This window comes from Streptomyces cacaoi (assembly GCF_006539165.1).
Classification (GTDB): domain Bacteria; phylum Actinomycetota; class Actinomycetes; order Streptomycetales; family Streptomycetaceae; genus Streptomyces; species Streptomyces cacaoi.
Genome location: NZ_BJMM01000002.1, coordinates 379,954 through 396,626, shown reverse-complemented (window position 1 = coordinate 396,626; position 16,673 = coordinate 379,954). Strand labels below are relative to the sequence as shown.

Genomic DNA, 16,673 nt, shown 5'->3' with positions numbered 1-16,673 from the left:
GCCCGGGGCGCGTCCCGGGGCCGGGCGTCACGCCGACGGCAGCGGGCAGGCGTCCGGGACGGTGCGCGACGAGCACCGCACCAGCGATCCGCGCGGCCCGTCCGCGGCGGCCCGCTCCGCCGCCGACCGCCGCTCGCGGGCGTTGCGCCGGGCGAGTGCGTCCCACAGCAGACTGACGGGGTGCGAGGGGTCGCGGGCCTCGGGGCCGCGGCGCCGGAACGCGCCGACGAGCGCCCGCTGCGGCGGGCCCATGTCCTCGACGAGCGGCAGCGCGCGCAGCCCCCGCGCCTCGGCCAGCCGCCCCTCGGCGACGGCCTCGCCGATGCCCTCGGTCACCAGCATGCTGCCGCTCAGCACGCCGGAGGCCAGCAGTTCGAAGCCGTAGTGCGCGGAGTCGATCTCGGCGGCGATCCGCATCCGGCGCCGGTAGTCGGACCCGAACCAGCCCCGCAGGAAGTCCGGTATCAGCCCGTCGGCCGAGACGACCAGCGGCAGCGTGGCCAGCGCGCGCACGGACACGCCGTCGCGGGGCAGCCGGGCGGCGTCCTGGTTGGTGACGACGGACAGCCAGCTGCGCCGCCACTCCATGACCTCGTAGCCCTCGTAGGTCCCGTAGGGCCCGTCGGCGGCGTGGGGTCCGTGGGTGCCGGTGGCGCCGTGCGCGCCGGGCGCGCCTGCCCCGCCACGGAGCGCCTCGCCCTCGGCGGCCCCCGCGGACGCCGAGGTGAGGATGCTGCCGCACACGAGGTCGAGTTCGCGGTGCCGCAGCCGCTCCAGCATGCTGCTGGAGCGCACGTGCGCCATCTTCAGTTCCACACCGTCGTTCAGATAGCGGTCGTTGACCTGTTCGACGGCGTCGAGCAGATAGCCGAGCGTGTAGCGGGTGGAGCCCACCTTCAGGGTGCGCCCGCCGCGCCGTCGGGCGTCGTCCAGCCCCTCGCGCCACTCGTCGAGGGTGCCGCGGGCCAGCCGGACCAGCGCCTCGCCGGTCGCGGTGAACTGCACCCGCTCGCCGCGGCCCCGCTTGCGCAGCAGCGGCTCGCCGCAGTGCTCACCCAACTTCCGGTTCATGGTGTCGAGTTGCTTCTGGATGCTGGACTGCTCCCGGCCCAGCAGACGGGCGGCAGCCAGCGCCGTGCCCTCCTCGTGCACGGCGAGCAGGGTGCGCAGCTGATCCATGGTGGTGTCCAGCAGGCCGGGCGGATAGTCGGCAGGGGCGGGCACGGACATGGGCCCTTCTCACTCTCCTTCGGGGACGGTTTCGGGCCCAGCAGCCTAACTCCCCCCAACTGTCCGTGAGTTCAGCGGAAATGTTCTGCGGATTCCTTGGCGGAAAGCCTGGTTTCCCTTCGGATGCCCATGGAAAGCTCGGCCCGTCCTTCGCATCCAACACATCTGTTCCCACGAGGAGTTCGTCGAAAGTGAGTTATCCCCCCACCGCGCATCCCCGGGGCGGTCCGGCCATGGGCCACCCGGGCCCCGCCGTGCCCGCGGCTCCGCCGAAGAAGCCGGGCGTCCTGGTCGCCCTGCTGGTCACGACGGTGCTGGCGGCGCTGTCCGGGGCGCTCGGCTCGCTGCTGGTGTACGCCGGCGGCAAGGATCTGGCGGACGAGAACGTCCGCAACGCCGTCGACAGCGAGCCCGACCTCGTCGGGCTGCCCGCCGGCACCACATCAGCGGACATCAAGCACGTGACCGGCTCCCTGTGGGACCAGGTCGTCTCGGACTGGCAGGGCACGATGTCGGCACGGGCCACCATCGCCCTGGTGTTCGCCGTCGGTCTGCTGATCTTCGCGCTGGGCGCACGCTCGGGTGCCCTGTGGGCGCGCGTCCTGATCACCGTCACGGTGCCGATCGCCCTGTGCTTCCCGCACGCGCTGATCCTCCGCGACGCGGCGCCCACCGGGCTCGCCGCGACCAGCACGGGCGCCATCGTGCTGGGGCTGGCGGCGCTGGTGCTGTGCTGGCTGCCGCCGGTCGGCCGGTACAAGAAGGCCCGCAGGGCCGCCGGCTGACGCCTGACGCACCGGCGGCCGTCCCCGCTCCCGGCGGGCCGGCCGCCGCGGCGTTCCGGGCCCCCGCACCGGGTTCCACCTGCTGAGACGCCGAACCGACCGGTGCACGCTACAGCTAACCTGGGCCGTCCGAGAGCACCCGGGGACGGCGTCCCCCGGTGCCGCGAACCACCCGCCGGGAGGCTGAGATGCGCCAGGACCCGCCCCGTCCCCTCGCCGCGCTCGAAGGCGTCGGCGTCCGCCGGATCACCACGGACCAGGTCATCCTCGACGACATCTCCTGGTCGGTGGGGGCGGGCGAGCACTGGGCGCTGCTCGGCGCCAACGGCGCGGGCAAGACCACGCTGCTCAAGCTGCTGGGCGCGACCATGCACCCGACGACCGGCAGCGTGGAGGTGCTCGGCAACCGGCTCGGCCGGGTGGACGTGCGCGAGCTGCGCGCCCACATCGGACACGTGTCCACAGCGCAGCGCGTACCGCAGGACGCCACGGGACACACGGTGGTGCTCACCGGCGCCACGGGGACGGTGCAGCCGCTGTGGCGCAAGTACGACGACGCGACCCGCGAGCTGGCCCATGAACTCCTCACCGAACTGGGCTGCAAGGAGCTGGCCGACCGCCCCTTCGGGGTGTGCTCGGGCGGACAGCGCGCCCGCGTCCTCATCGCCCGCGCGCTGATGCCCGCGCCGTCGCTGCTGCTGCTCGACGAGCCGTTCAACGCGCTGGACCTGCCCTCGCGCGAGGACCTCATCGACGCGCTGGCCCGGCTCGCCGCCGACCGCCCCGCGCTGTCCACCATCACCGTCACGCACCACCTGGAGGAGCTGCCGCCCAACACCTCGCACGCGCTGCTGCTGCGCGAGGGCAGGGTGCGCGCCCAGGGCCCGGTCGCCGAGGTGCTCACCGGGGAGCTGATGACGCAGACGTTCGGCCGGGCCATCGAGGTCACGTCCCAGAACGGCCGCTGGCTGGCCCGCTCCGGCAACCAGCCGTAGTCCGCCGGCGCGCGGCGTCCGTCGCACGACCGAGGACCTGCGGACCGCGGGGTTCGGGCCGTCGTCCGATACCGCCCGGCGGCGGGTGCTCCGTAGCGTCGGGCCATGGACACCGACGCGAGGAACACCGACGAGGCCGCGGCCGGATCCGGCGAGGGGACCGGTGTGCTGGACGAGGCGCTGGAGCGGCTGCACCTGAGCGGGCCGGAACGCGAGGGCTGGCTGAGCAATCACGCGCCCATGGCCGTCGAGGCGCTGGTGCGGCACGGGCAGGCGGGCGCCGTGCACCGCTGGATCGACGGCTACCGGGACAAGCTGGAGGATCCGCCGGAGCCTGTCGAGCCGGTCACCGACGCCAACTGGCGGGAGGCGCTGGGCGATCCACGGCGGCTGGCGGACTGGGCCGGCTACTTCGGCCGGCTGGTCGCCGAGCAGGACTGGCGGGACGTCCTGGCCACCTGGTGGCCCCGGCTGCTGCCCGGAATCGCGGCCTCCGCCACCCACCCGGTGATCCGTACCGGCCATGCGGTGCGGGCGCTGCGTGCCGGGGGCCCGGGGGCCGGTTCCGCACCCCGGCGCGCGGAGCTGGCGCACGCGCTCGGTTACTGGGCGGCCCGCCACCAGCCGCTGCCGGGGATCGCCGCGCTGCCCGGGGCGCCGACCGCGGCCGAGGGCCTCGCGGCCGTGCCCCGGGTCCTCGACGGGAGCGGCGGCGTCCGGGATCGGCTCGCGCGGATCACCGGGCTGCCGGCCCGGCCCGGCGCGGACGGCGGCCAGGGCCCGGACGAGGCCCGGGCCGTGCTCGTGGATCTGGTGCGCGCGGCGACACACCGGTACGCGACGCACGCGTACGGCGCCCCGGTGATGCTCGTCCACGCGGCGACGGCGCCGAACGCCGTCCTGCGGACGCTGCCGTCGCTGCCCCGCGCCCTGTGGGAGGCGAGCGTGGACGCGGCGTGGACCGCTGCGGCAGCCGTCACGGCCGTCTACGCCCCGGCCGAGCCGGCGGACGTGCACACCAGCGGGCTCCCGCCCATGGAGGAGGTGTTCGCCCGCGCGGCCGCGCACGGCGACGAGCACACCATCAAGTTCGCCGACACCGCCTGGGACGTGGCGACCGGCGCCGGGGACGATCCCACGGCCGTCGCGGCGACGCTCCGCGCCATCGAGCTGATCGAGCCGATGGCCGCCCGGTGACCGGCCGGCGCCGTGAGCGGCCCGCACCCGCACCGCTCACGGCGTCCGCTCACGGTGTCCCTTCGCGGCGTCCGTTCGCGGGTGTCACCCCACGGCGTCGGCGAAGGCGTCGTAGGAGTCCCGGTCGAACAGGACGAGGCGCAGCTCGTCGAAGCCCTCGCCCTCCGCGCGGAGGGTGCGCACGGCGATCCGCGCGGCGTCGGCCACCGGCCAGCGGTAGACGCCGGTGGAGATGGCGGGGAAGGCGACCGTGCGCGCGCCGAGTTCGCGGGCGACGCGCAGCGACTCGCGGTGGCAGGAGGCCAGCAGGCCGGAGCGGTCCTCCTGGTGGCTGTGCACCGGACCGACCGTGTGGATGACCCAGCGGGCGGGCAGCCGCCCCGCCGTGGTGGCGACGGCCTGCCCGGTGGGCAGGCCCGTGCGGTACCGGGAGGCGCGCAGTTCACGGCACTCGCTCAGGATGTCGGGCCCGCCCTTGCGGTGGATCGCGCCGTCCACTCCCCCGCCGCCCAGCAGGCTGGAGTTGGCGGCGTTCACGACGGCGTCGACGTCCTGTTCGGTGATGTCTCCCTGGACCAGGGTGAAGTGGGGTGTCGCCATGCCCCCATCCTCGCGCGACGCGTGTCACGGTGCACACCTTCCGTCCCGCCCGCACCCTGGTCGCAGGTGCCGCGTTCGTACTAGCTTGCGTCTGCTGCCCGTCCGGCGCGCGCCCCTGTCCACGGCTGTCCACCGCTGTCCACCGCCGGAGCCCCGCGCCGGCCGCCCCGGCGCCCGCGCCGTCGCCGCCCGAAGGAAGGACCGTCCCCCATGGCCAGTGCTCTCACCCGCCGCTCCCTGGTGGCCTCCGGTACGGCCGCCGCGCTCGCGGCCCCGCTCTCCTCCTCGGCGGCCGCCGCCGGCGGCGCCTCCGGGCGGGACGGCGGGCGGGCGGTGGTGCCCGGCGCCGATGTGGCGGCGGCCTCCGGGTGGCGGCTGCTGCGCGGCCGCCGGACGGGCGTCATCAGCAATCCGACGGGCATCCTGCGCGACGCCCGGCACGTGGTCGACTCGCTGGCCGAGCAGGACGGCCTGGACATCGTCGGGGTGTTCGGCCCGGAACACGGCTTCCGCGGCAGCGCACAGGCCGGCGAGTCGGAGCCGGAGTTCGAGGATCCGAGAACGGGGCTGACGGTCTACGACGCGTACGGCGCCGACGCACGGAAGATGGCAGAGCTGTTCGAGAAGGCCGGAGCCGACACCCTCGTCTTCGACATCCAGGACGTGGGCGTGCGCTTCTACACCTACATCTGGACGATGTACCAGGCGATGGTGGCCGCCCGCTCCGTGGGCGCCTCGTTCGTCGTGCTCGACCGGCCCAACCCGATCGGGCGACGGGTGGACGGGCCGATGCTGGAGCCGGAGTTCGCGTCGGGGGTGGGGCTCAAGCCGCTGATCCAGCAGCACGGCATGACGGTGGGTGAGCTCGCCCGGTACTTCAACGCGGAGCTGCTGCCCCACGAGGGTGACGGCGGGCGGGTGGAGCTGAAGGTCGTGCGGGTGCGGGGCTGGAAGCCGGGCACACCGGCGCAGCACACCGGGCTGCCGTGGGTACCGCCCTCGCCGAACATGCCGACCCCGGACACGGCGTCGGCGTACGCGGGCACCGGCTGGTTCGAGGGGACGAACCTGTCCGAGGGGCGCGGCACGACACAGCCGTTCCAGTTCGTCGGCGCGCCCTATCTGGACCACCGCTACAGCGACCGGCTGAACGCGTACGGGCTGCCGGGGGTGCGGTTCCGCGAGGGCTATTTCGTGCCCACCTTCTCCAAGCACGAGGGGAAGACGTGTGCGGGTGTGCAGCTGCTGGTGACCGATCCGGAGCGCTACCAGGCGGTGCCGACGGCGGTGGCCATGCTGGTGGAGGCGCACCGCTACGAGGGCTTCGCCTGGCGCAAGGACTCCGGCACCGCACATCCGTACTGGATCGACAAGCTGTCGGGCTCCGCACGGCTGCGCACGATGGTCGACTCGGGGGCGCGTCCGGACGGGATCGCCGCCGCCTGGCGCGAGGAGGTACGGGAGTTCGAGCGGGCCCGCCGCCCGTATCTGCTGTACGGCTGAGCCACCGGACGGCTGCGCTGCCGGGCCTGCGCCCCGGCCGTAGGCTCGGCGCCATGGCCGCACGCTTCAAGGACCTCGCGCTGGACGCTCTCGACCATCAAGCGCTCGCCGACTGGTGGTGTGCGGCTCTCGGATACGTACGCCGCGAGCCCCCGGCCGGGTCGCCGAAGCCACCGCCCGCGGAGTGGCCGGTGCCGATCTACGACCCGGAGGGTGCGGGCCCGCTCATCTGGATCAACCCGGTGACCGAGCCGAAGAAGGCGAAGAACCGGATGCATCTGGACGTCTACGGCCACCGGGACGAACTCCTCGCCCTGGGCGCGACGTTGGTCCGCTCCCGGAACACCGAGCTCGACTGGGACGTGCTGGCCGACCCGGAGGGCAACGAGTTCTGCGTCTTCACTCCGCCGAAGCCGCCCGTCGTCCGGCCCGCCCGCAGATAGTCCGCCGGGCGGCGCCGCTCAGGTGGCCGCCACCGCGCCCGTCCCCGCGTCGCGGCGCACCAGCGCGGCGTAGCGCCCGCCGGCGGCGAGGAGTTCACGGTGGGTGCCGCGTTCGACGATGCGTCCGCCGTCGAGGACGACGATCTGGTCGGCGTTCTCGATCGTGGACAGCCGGTGCGCGATCGTCAGCGTGGTCCGGGAGGCGGACAGCGCGTCGACGGCCTGCTGCACGGCCTTCTCGGTGCGGGTGTCGAGCGCGCTGGTGGCCTCGTCGAGGATGAGGACCGGCGGATCGCGCAGGATCGTGCGGGCCAGGGCGAGGCGCTGCTTCTCGCCTCCGGAGAAGCGGTAGCCGCGCTCGCCGACGAGGGTGTCGTAGCCGGCCGGCAGGGCCTCGATCTGCTCGTGGATCTGCGCGGCGCGGGCGGCCTCGCGCAGCTCCTCGTCGGAGGCGTCCGGCTTGGCGAAGCGGAGGTTGTCGGCGACGCTCGCGTGGAAGAGGTAGGTCTCCTGCGAGACGACGCCGACCGCGCGGGCGAGGGTGTCGAAGTCCAGCTCGCGCACGTCCACTCCGTCGAGGGTGACGCGTCCGCCGGTGACGTCGTAGAGCCGCGGTACGAGGTAGCTCAGGGTGCTCTTGCCGGAGCCGGTGGCGCCGACGACGGCCAGGCTGCTGCCGGCGGGCACGGTCAGGTCGATGCCGCGCAGGGTGGCGCGCGGGTCGGTCCCGGCGTCGTAGGAGAAGTCGGCGTCCTCGAAGCGCACTTCGCCCTTGACCTTCTCCAGCCGGACCGGGTGTTCCCTCTCCTCGATCTCGACGGGCAGGTCGAGGTACTCGAAGATGCGCTGGAAGAGCGCCAGGGACGTCTGCATGTCCACGCCGGTGGACAGCAGGGAGACGGTGGGCCGCAGCAGCCCCTGCTGGAGCGTGACGAAGGCGACGAGGGTGCCGATGGAGAAGGCGGGCCCGCCCATCTGGACGAGCATCCCGGCGGTCCAGTACAGCAGCGCGGGGATCGCGGCCATGACGATGCCGATCGTCGACATCCGCCAGCGGCCGGCCATGCTGGAGCGGATCTCCAGATCGACCAGGCGCTCGGACTCCTTGGCGAAGTTGCCGGTCAGCGACTCGGCCCGGCCCATGGTGCGGCCGAGCAGAATGCCGCTGACCGACAGGGACTCGGTGACGATGGCCGACATGGAGGCCATCTGCTGCTGGCGCTCGGTGGCGATCCGCTTGCGCTCGCGGCCGACCCGGCGGCTGACCCAGACGAAGACGGGCAGCAGGAGCAGCGAGGTGACCGTCAGCCGCCAGTCCAGGGCCAGCATGGCAACGACGGTGGCGACGACGCTGGTCAGGTTGGAGACGAGCGAGGTGGCGGTGGAGGTGACCGTGGCCTGCATCCCGCCGATGTCGTTGGCGATCCGCGACTGCACCTCGCCGGTCCGGGTCCTGGTGAAGAACGCGAGCGGCATCCGCTGGAGCTTCGCGTAGACCCCGGTACGCAGGTCGTGCATGACCCGCTGGCCGACGGTGGTGCTGATCAGGGTCTGGAGGACGCCGAAGACGCTGGTCATGACGGCGGTCACGATCATGCCGAGGGCGAGCAGCGTGAGCAGGCCGGTGCGCTGCTGCGGAATGGCCACGTCCAGCACCTCGCGCAGCAGGAACGGCGAGGCGACCGAGACCAGTGAGGAGGCGCCCACGAGCAGCCCGACGAGGGTGAGCCGCCCGGCGTAGGGCCGGAAGAGTCTCAGGATCCGGCGTACCTGCGCGGGCTGTTCGGACGGGGTCTCGGGCGGCGTCCAGCCGGGGGCGTCATGGCGCAAGGCGCTCCTTGAGGTGGGTCGGAGGCGGTCGGTACGGGCCCTGCGTGAGGGCGGGGACGGACCGCCGACGGGCAGGGGAAGACACCGGATACCGGAGCATAGTTCATCGTTACCTATATTCACAATGAACTGTGTCCTGGTAGCCTGCGGCCATGCCCGAGCACCCCCCGGACGAGAGCGCCGGAGACCTCGCCGACCAGCTGTTGCGTCTCACCCGCCGGCTCCACCACGCCCACCGCCGGCACTTCTCCCCCCTCGGCGTGACCCCGGCACAGGCCCGGATGCTGCGGACGGTCGCGCACAGCCCGCGCCCGCCCCGGATGGCCGATCTGGCCGAGCTGCTCGGCGTCGTCCCCCGCCAGGTGACGAGCCTGGTCGACGCGCTGGAGGAGCGGGGGCTGGTCCGCCGCGCGCAGGACCCGGCGAACCGCCGCGTCACCCGGATCCAGCTCACCGACGACGGCGGCACGGCGCTGACCCGGCTGCGGCAGGCCCGCAGGACCTCGGCCGAGGAACTCCTGGCACCGCTGTCCCCGGCACAGCGCACGGCACTGAGCCGGCTGCTCACCCGGCTGGAACCCGAGGACGCGCCCGAGCCCGAGGCCCCGGCACAGGGACCGCAGGAGCCGAAGGAGCCGAAGGAGCCGGCGGACGGACGGGAGCCGGCGGCGCACGGGAATCCCCGAAAGCCCGGAGAGCCCGGTGCGCGGCGGGAACCGGAGGCGCCGCGGGAGCCGGGGACGGCGCCCCGGGACCGTCCCGCACCGGGATTCTCCCGGTCGAACTAGCATGTGAGAAACGCCTGATCAGGCTCCCCTCAGCACGTTCTGGAGTCCGCATGCCGCTGCTCGAACCGAACCCCGGCGCCCTGCGCCCGCGCCCCGGAGGACAGGCGGACTCCCCCGCTGCCGACCGCGTCCCCGATGTCCGCGCGCACGGGACACCGGCACGCCTGCGCGCCGATCTGGAGCGTCTGCTGGGCGCGGAGAAGGTGCTCTCCTCCGTCTCGGATCTCGTCCGGTACGCCTCGGACGCGAGCCCCTACCGGTTCGTCCCGCAGGTCGTGGTCCTCGCCGAGGACACCGACGACGTCTCCCGGGTGCTGGCGTACGCGCGCGACCACGGCCGCAACGTCGTCTTCCGGGCCGCCGGCACCTCCCTGAACGGGCAGGCGCAGGGCGAGGACATCCTCGTGGACGTCCGGCGGCACTGGGCCGGCGTGGAGGTGCTGGACGACGAGGGCCGGCAGGCACGGATCGGGCCGGGCACCACGGTGTTCCGGGCGAACGCCTCGCTGGCCCGGCACGGCCGGCTGCTCGGCCCCGACCCGGCCAGCTCGATCGCCTGCACGGTCGGCGGTGTCGTCGCCAACAACGCCTCCGGCATGACCGCGGGCACCACCCGCAACTCCTACCGGACGGTCGCCTCCCTGACCGTCGTCCTGCCGAGCGGCACGGTCGTCGACACCGCGGCGCCCGACGCCGACGAGGCCCTCGCCCGTGCCGAACCCGGGCTCTGCGAAGGGCTGCTGGCCCTCAAGGCGGAGATCGAGGCGGACCCGGAGCTGACCGCCCGCATCCGCGCCAAGTACGAGCTGAAGAACACCAACGGCTACCGGCTGGACGCCTTCCTGGACGGGAACACCCCCGTCGAGATCCTGCGCGGCCTCATGGTGGGCTCACAGGGCACCCTCGGCTTCCTCTCGGAGCTGGTCTTCGACACCCTGCCGCTGGGCCGCCGCACCTCCACCGGCTTGTTCTTCTTCCCGACGCTGTCGGCCGCTGCCGCCGCCGTGCCCCTCTTCAACGAGGCCGGCGCCCTGGCCGTGGAGCTGATGGACGGCAACACGCTGCGCGCCTCGGTCAGCGTCCAGGGCGTGCCGCAGGACTGGGCGCAGCTGCCCCGGGAGGCGACGGCGCTGCTGGTGGAGTTCCGCTCCCCCGACGAGGAGACACAGCGCGAGCGCGAGCAGGCCGCACGCGAGGTGCTGGACCGGCTGGAGCTGATCGAGCCGGTCGCGTCGGTCACCAACGAACTCACCCGGGACACCGGGACGATCGCCTCCTACTGGAAGGCACGCAAGGCGTTCGTCACCGCCGTCGGCGGCTCCCGTCCGCCCGGCACGACGCTGATCACCGAGGACTTCGCGGTACCGCCCTCGCGGCTCGCCGAAGCCTGCGAGGCGCTCCTCGAACTCCAGGAGCAGCACGGCTTCGACGCCGCCGTGGCCGGGCACGCCGCCCATGGGAACCTGCACTTCCTGCTCGCGTTCGACGCGGCCGACGAGGGCGACGTGGCCCGCTACGCCGCCTTCATGGACGACTTCTGCCGGATGACGGTGGACCGCTTCGACGGGTCGCTGAAGGCCGAGCACGCCACGGGCCGGAACATCGCGCCGTTCCTGGAGCTGGAGTGGGGAGCGCGCGCCACGGAGCTGATGTGGCGCATCAAGGAACTCGTCGACCCCTCCGGGGTGCTGGCGCCCCGCGTCCTGCTGGACCGCGATCCGCGGGCGCATCTGCGGGGCCTGAAGTCGATCCCGCGGACGGAGGCGATCGCCGACCCGTGCATCGAGTGCGGCTTCTGCGAACCGACCTGCCCCAGCGAGGACTTGACGACCACGCCCCGCCAGCGCATCGTCCTGCGCCGGGAGATGATGCGCCAGACGCCCGGCTCCCCCGTCACCGACAGCCTGCTGGCGGACTACGGCTACGACGCCGTCGACACCTGCGCCGGCGACTCCACCTGCAAGCTGGACTGTCCCGTCGGGATCGACACCGGGGCGCTGATGAAGCAGTTCCGGCACGCGCGCCACTCCGCGCGCGAGGAGCGCACCGCGGCGCTCACCGCGCGCCACTTCGGCGCCGTGGAGCGCGCGGCGCGGCTCGCCCTGGCGGCGGCCGAGCAGGCACGCGGGCGGCTCGGCGGCCGGGACGGCGCCCGCGCCGACCGGGCGCTCGGCGCGGTGACGCGCGCGGCCCGCCGCGCCGTGCGCCCCGATCTCGTCCCGGAGTGGCTGCCGGAGATCCCCGGTCCCGCCGCGCGGCGGCTGCCCGCCACGAGCCGGCAGGGCGCCGAGGCCGTCTACTACCCGGCGTGCGTCAACCGGATCTTCGGCGATCCGGAGGGCCACGAGGGCCCCTCGCTGCCGGAGGCCATGGTCGTCGTCTCCGCACGTGCGGGCCGTCCGGTGTGGATCCCCTCGGACGTCAACGGCACCTGCTGCGCGACGATCTGGCACTCCAAGGGCTACGAGCAGGGCAATGCGCTGATGGCCAACCGGATGGTGGAGGCGGCCTGGCGCTGGACGGACGGCGGCGACCTGCCGCTGGTGGTGGACGCCTCCTCGTGCACGCTGGGCCTGGCGCAGGAGGTCGTGCCGTATCTGACGCCCGCCAACCGCAAGCTGCACGACCGGCTCACGGTGCTCGACTCGCTCCAGTGGGCGGCGGACACGCTGCTGCCCCGGCTGACCGTGGAGCGGCGGGTGGACTCCGCGACGGTCCATCCCACCTGCTCCATGCGGCACCTCGGCGACGAGGCGGAGCTGCGGCGGGTGGCGGAGGCGTGCGCCGAGGAGGTCGTCGTGCCGCTCGACGCCGGCTGCTGTGCCTTCGCGGGCGACCGCGGTCTGCTGCACGAGGAGTTGACGGCGTCCGCGACGGCCCGGGAGGCGGCCGAGGTCACCTCCCGGGAGTTCGACGCCTATCTCTCGGCCAACCGCACCTGCGAGATCGGCATGGACCACGCGACCGGGAACCGGGGCTACCACTCGGTGATCCAGGAGCTGGAGCGCGCCACCCGGCCGCGCTGACGCGTGTGCCCTCCCGGGCCCGTCCCGGGAGGGCACAGCGGGCTCGGCTCAGCCGGTCGCGTCCACGTGCAGCGCGAGAGCGGCGTGCGCCGGGACGGTCGCCTGGGCCGTGCCGTCGGCGGCGACCTCGACCTTCTCGTCGCAACCGCCCTGCTCCGAGGCGACGTTGCAGTAGCTGCCCTGCGGGAGCGAGGTGTCGAAGGTGCGGGACAGCGGGGCGTCGCCGTTGTTGAGCGCCACGAAACCGCGCTCTCCGCGGCTGAAGGCCAGCGCCTGCCCCTCGGACCACCAGTCGGTCGGTTCGGCGTCGCCGACGGCGTTGCGGAAGCCGACCATGCCGCTGATCGCGGGATCGGCGTGCCGGTTCGTCCAGCCGGTGTCGCCGCCGGGCGGGCCCGCGTCCTGGTCGTCGAACTCGTAGCCGGAGTAGACGTTCGGCGAGCCGTAGGGGTGCGCCAGCATGAAGACGTTGGCCAGCGTGTAGGTGGCCCCGTCCTTGGCGGTGAGGGTGGAGCCGTTGCGCTCGGTGTCCCAGTTGTCGACGAACGAGCGTGCCGACGCCCCGTCCAGCATGCCCTCGCCGATGGTGCGCAGCGCGCTCAGGTCACCGCCCTGGAAGGCGCTCTTGAGCTGCCGCCCGTAGCGGAACTCGTCGACGTCGCCGATGCCCGTGTACTCCTCGGGCTGTACGGCCTCGCCGTCTCCGTGGATGACCTCGCTGACCCAGAAGCCGGGGTCCTGCGTCATCGCGCCGCGGATGGCCGCGATGTCGTCCGCCGCCATGTGCTTGGCGGCGTCGATACGGAAGCCGGCCACACCGAGGGAACGCAGGTCGTCGAGGTAGGCGGCGATCCGGGAGCGGACGGCCTCGCTGCCGGTGTCCAGGTCGGCCAGGCCCACCAGTTCGCAGTTCTGTACGTCGTCGCGGTCGGTGTAGTCCGCGATGTCCTTGCGGCAGGTGTGGAAGTCGCCGTCCTGCCAGGTGTCCGGATAGCCGTACTTGGTGTACTGCGTGCCGCCGGTACCGGTGCCGGAGCCGGACGACATGTGGTTGATGACCGCGTCCGCGATGACCTTGACCCCGGCGGTCTCGCAGGTCTTCACCATGTCGGCGAAGTCCTGCCGGTCGCCCAGCCGTCCCGCGATCTTGTAGCTCACCGGCTGGTACGAGGTCCACCACTGGTCGCCCGCGATGTGCTCGGACGCGGGTGAGACCTCCACATAGCCGTATCCGGCCGGGCCGAGGGTGTCGGTGCACTCCTGGGCGACGGAGCGGAAGGGACGCTCGAAGAGCGTGGCGGTGACGGTCTTCTCACCGGGCGGGCCGGCCTCTCCCGCGGGGCGTGCGCCGGGGCTCGCTGCGCTCTGCTGCGGGGTCGCCTGGGACTGCCAGGGCGCGAGTCCCGTCAGACAGGCCACCGCCAGGACACCGGCCGAGCCGGCGCCGAGCAGACGTTTTCTCATGATGCGGCTCCTTCGTCCTCTTGCGGGCACGTGGGGGTGTGCCCGGGAAGGCAGCCACGCGCCTGGCCGCCGTGGGGGGATGTCGTGCTGTCAGCGGGGAGCCTGCCGAGCCTGCGTGAGCACGTCAAGAGAGTCCGCAAGAATTTCCAGCTTCTTTCTGCAAGTTCTTGCCACGCAAAAGTCCATCCACGGAGCAACAAGAGTCCAAGTCCGTCCTCTTGCGCTCGACTGGTCCCAACCACCAGGGTCCTGTGCGGAGTTGACTGCTCACTGGCAAGTTCACGCAGGTTCACGCAGGTACACCCGTCACGTGCGGACGCGTTCGGCACGCGCCGACACGTGCGGTCATGTGCAGACACAGACAGAGGATGTCCGAAGCGTGGGAGGCCCGATGAACGACCAAGGTTTCAGCCGCCGTTCGGTACTGCGCTCCGCCGGCGCCGCCGGTGCCGGTCTCGGTATCGGCGCACTCGGCACCGGCGCGGCACAGGCCGCCACCCCCGGGGCCGCACCGGCGCCGGCGCAGCAGACCGCGGCGGCGGCACCGCCCCGCCGGGGAAAGAGCATGATCGGCGTCCCCTTCGAACAGCGCAGCACCGTACGGGTCGGCATCATCGGACTCGGCCAGCGGGGCGGCAGCATGATCGACCTGTTCCTCGCGCTGGACGGGGTCCGGGTCACCGCCCTGTGCGACCCGGTCAAGGAGAAGGCCGAGCGGGCCGCCAAGAAGGTCACCGACGCCAACCAGCCCGCCCCCGCCCTCTACGTCAAGGGCGACCACGACTTCGAGAAGCTCGTGCGCCGCGGCGACATCGACTTCGTCTACGTCGCCACCCCCTGGGACTGGCACTACGAGATGGCGGCGGCCGCGCTCAAGGGCGGCAAACACGTCGGCATCGAATGCCCGCTCGCCCTGGAGCTCAAGCAGCTGTGGGAGCTGGTCGACCTCTCCGAACGCACCCGCAGACACTGCATGCAGCTGGAGAACTGCGCCTACGGGCAGAACGAGATGCGGGTGCTGCGCATGGCGCACGAGGGGCTCTTCGGCGATCTGCTGCACAGCGCGGGCGCCTATATCCACGACCTCCGCGAGCTGATGTTCGACCCTGAGTACTACGAAGGCCCCTGGCGCCGGCTGTGGCACACCCGGATGAAGGGCGACCTCTACCCCAACCACGGCTTCGGCCCCGCCGCCAACTACATGGACGTCAACCGGGGCGACCGCGCGGTACGCATCACCAGCTTCGGCTCCCCCTCCCTCGGCCTGGCCGCCTACCGCGAGGAGAACATGCCCGCCGGCCACGAGAGCTGGAAGGAGACGTACATCAAGAGCGACATGACGATCAGTCTCGTCCAGACCGAGAAGGGGCGGGTGATCCGGCTGGAACAGAACGTCAGCAACCCGCACCCCTACGACCGGCTCAACATCCTCGGCGGCACCAAGGGGGTCTTCGAGGACTACCCGCCCCGCATCTATCTGGAGCCGGAGATGTCCGGCCACGAATGGGGCGACTTCGACAAGTACAAGGACCACGACCACTGGCTGTGGAAGGAACACGCCAATCCGCCCGGCGGGCACGGCGGCATGGACTACATCATGCTCTTCCGGCTGATGCAGTGCATGCGCCTGGGCCTCGTCCCGGACTTCGACGTCTACGACGCGGCGACCTGGAGCGCCCCCGTTCCGCTCAGCCACGCCTCCATCAAGGCACACGGCACGCCCCAGGAGTTCCCCGACTTCACCCGCGGCGGATGGCGCAAGAAGCGCGAGGGCATCGACTCCAGCAAGCCCGAGGAGTGAGCAGGCACACGGAAGGCGGCCGCTCAGCCGCTCAGTGACGCCTTGTCCCCCATCACCACCACCGGGTGCTTGTCCGGGTCGAGGGTGCGCAACAGCGTGCGCATTACGGCCTTGGAGACGCTCACGCACCCGGAGGTGCCGTCACCGTGGTCCCGGTGCAGCCAGATGCTGCCGCCCTTGGCCTGGCCCTGCGGACGGGTCGGGTCGAGGGGGGTGGTGCCCTTGACCCGGTTGTAGTTGATGGCGATCACGTAGTCGAAGTCGTTCCGCGTCTTCTTCGGCCAGTACGTGGGCGGAGTGAACGCCGCACTGTGCGCGTACGGCAGCTTCGCTCCCGGATCGGGCAGCACACCTCCCGCGTCGGAGAGCGAGAAGACCCCCACGGGGCTGCGCTTGTCGCCCTCGTGGTGATGGTGCGTCCATCCGTTCTTGCCGTTGTGCGCGGGCCAGCTGTGCGCCCGCTTCCATGTGCCGTTCCCCGCGCGTGTGTACAGCCGCACGACAGCGTCCGCGGAGTCCTCGCCCTTCCCCTCGACCGCCACCACCTGACGGCTGTCCTCGGGGATACGGCCCTGCAACCGCGAGCCGACCCCGGGGATTTCGGTGAGCCCCTCGGCGCGGGCGGGGCGGTGTGCCCGGTCGGCCTTGGCCGTTGCCCGCTCACTCGCGGCGTCCCCGCCGCCACCCTGCGCGTTCCCGCTGCCGCAGCCGGACAACAGCACGGCCAGCGCCACCCCCGCGGCGCCCGCCACGAGTGCGGCCTTGCCCTTCGCGCGCGCCCGCTCCCGCGCCGCCGCGTCCCCTCGGCGGCCGGCCGCGATCCTCCGCGCCTCCGCCCTGTCCTGCCCGCGTCCTGTTCCAGCTGTGCGCATGCCCCCCATCGTCGCACCGGCCCAAAGTGCCCCGCCCGCCCGGAAAATCCGTTGCCGTCGGGCACACAGCGCGGTCAGCCTGTCACCGCATCCCCGCAGCGCTTCTCCGTCCGGCCGGGCCGACCGCCCAACGATCAGG

Annotated in this window: 12 protein-coding genes and 1 pseudogene; 8 read left to right on the top strand and 5 right to left on the bottom strand. The window is 72.8% G+C overall.

What is annotated here, in order from left to right; translation table 11 throughout:
- Nucleotides 1-27 precede the first annotated feature (27 nt).
- On the bottom strand, nucleotides 28-1,230 hold the full coding sequence (locus tag SCA03_RS02150; protein WP_230988440.1) for a LysR family transcriptional regulator: 1,203 nt from the start codon (nucleotides 1,228-1,230) through the stop codon (nucleotides 28-30).
- A 191-nt stretch (nucleotides 1,231-1,421) separates the two neighbouring features.
- On the opposite strand from SCA03_RS02150, the gene SCA03_RS02145 reads away from it, so the two are divergent.
- The 3 genes from SCA03_RS02145 to SCA03_RS02135 all read left to right on the top strand — a co-directional run bounded on the left by SCA03_RS02145 (nucleotide 1,422) and on the right by SCA03_RS02135 (nucleotide 4,207).
- Nucleotides 1,422-2,015: a hypothetical protein gene (locus tag SCA03_RS02145; protein WP_030875115.1), complete on the top strand. Its 594-nt coding sequence runs from the start codon at nucleotides 1,422-1,424 to the stop codon at nucleotides 2,013-2,015.
- Nucleotides 2,016-2,203: 188 nt separating this feature from the next.
- Nucleotides 2,204-3,010, top strand: a complete 807-nt coding sequence (locus tag SCA03_RS02140; RefSeq protein WP_086814557.1) for an ABC transporter ATP-binding protein — start codon at nucleotides 2,204-2,206, stop codon at nucleotides 3,008-3,010.
- A 105-nt stretch (nucleotides 3,011-3,115) separates the two neighbouring features.
- A complete protein-coding gene (locus SCA03_RS02135) occupies nucleotides 3,116-4,207 on the top strand; it encodes a questin oxidase family protein (RefSeq protein WP_086814558.1) in 1,092 nt (363 codons plus the stop codon).
- 84 nt (nucleotides 4,208-4,291) lie between these two features.
- On the opposite strand, the gene SCA03_RS02130 is transcribed toward SCA03_RS02135, so the two are convergent.
- On the bottom strand, nucleotides 4,292-4,807 hold the full coding sequence (locus SCA03_RS02130; protein WP_086814559.1) for an O-acetyl-ADP-ribose deacetylase: 516 nt from the start codon (nucleotides 4,805-4,807) through the stop codon (nucleotides 4,292-4,294).
- Between the two features lie 210 nt (nucleotides 4,808-5,017).
- On the opposite strand from SCA03_RS02130, the gene SCA03_RS02125 reads away from it, so the two are divergent.
- Together SCA03_RS02125 and SCA03_RS02120 are read left to right on the top strand one after the other, a co-directional pair.
- Entirely contained in the window at nucleotides 5,018-6,310 is a 1,293-nt protein-coding gene (locus SCA03_RS02125) for an exo-beta-N-acetylmuramidase NamZ family protein (protein ID WP_086814560.1), read from the top strand.
- Between the two features lie 53 nt (nucleotides 6,311-6,363).
- The gene (locus SCA03_RS02120; protein ID WP_086814561.1) at nucleotides 6,364-6,753 is read left to right on the top strand and encodes a VOC family protein; all 390 of its coding nucleotides are present in this window, start codon (nucleotides 6,364-6,366) and stop codon (nucleotides 6,751-6,753) included.
- 18 nt (nucleotides 6,754-6,771) lie between these two features.
- Here SCA03_RS02120 and SCA03_RS02115 read toward each other — a convergent pair whose 3' ends face one another.
- The gene (locus SCA03_RS02115) at nucleotides 6,772-8,583 is read right to left on the bottom strand and encodes an ABC transporter ATP-binding protein (protein WP_030875131.1); all 1,812 of its coding nucleotides are present in this window, start codon (nucleotides 8,581-8,583) and stop codon (nucleotides 6,772-6,774) included.
- Nucleotides 8,584-8,735: 152 nt separating this feature from the next.
- Here SCA03_RS02115 and SCA03_RS02110 point away from each other — a divergent pair.
- A pseudogene (locus tag SCA03_RS02110) lies at nucleotides 8,736-9,170 on the top strand (MarR family winged helix-turn-helix transcriptional regulator); the annotation flags it as partial.
- A 251-nt stretch (nucleotides 9,171-9,421) separates the two neighbouring features.
- Nucleotides 9,422-12,397, top strand: a complete 2,976-nt coding sequence (locus tag SCA03_RS02105) for an FAD-binding and (Fe-S)-binding domain-containing protein (RefSeq protein WP_086814563.1) — start codon at nucleotides 9,422-9,424, stop codon at nucleotides 12,395-12,397.
- A 48-nt stretch (nucleotides 12,398-12,445) separates the two neighbouring features.
- Here SCA03_RS02105 and SCA03_RS02100 read toward each other — a convergent pair whose 3' ends face one another.
- On the bottom strand, nucleotides 12,446-13,861 hold the full coding sequence (locus SCA03_RS02100; protein WP_086814564.1) for an alpha-amylase: 1,416 nt from the start codon (nucleotides 13,859-13,861) through the stop codon (nucleotides 12,446-12,448).
- A 391-nt stretch (nucleotides 13,862-14,252) separates the two neighbouring features.
- Between SCA03_RS02100 and SCA03_RS02095 the strand changes: the two genes are divergently transcribed.
- Nucleotides 14,253-15,662, top strand: coding sequence for a Gfo/Idh/MocA family protein (locus SCA03_RS02095; RefSeq protein WP_030890171.1), 1,410 nt, complete (start codon nucleotides 14,253-14,255; stop codon nucleotides 15,660-15,662).
- Between the two features lie 23 nt (nucleotides 15,663-15,685).
- Here SCA03_RS02095 and SCA03_RS02090 read toward each other — a convergent pair whose 3' ends face one another.
- A complete protein-coding gene (locus SCA03_RS02090) occupies nucleotides 15,686-16,534 on the bottom strand; it encodes a L,D-transpeptidase family protein (RefSeq protein ID WP_107428941.1) in 849 nt (282 codons plus the stop codon).
- Between the last annotated feature and the right edge of the window lie 139 nt (nucleotides 16,535-16,673).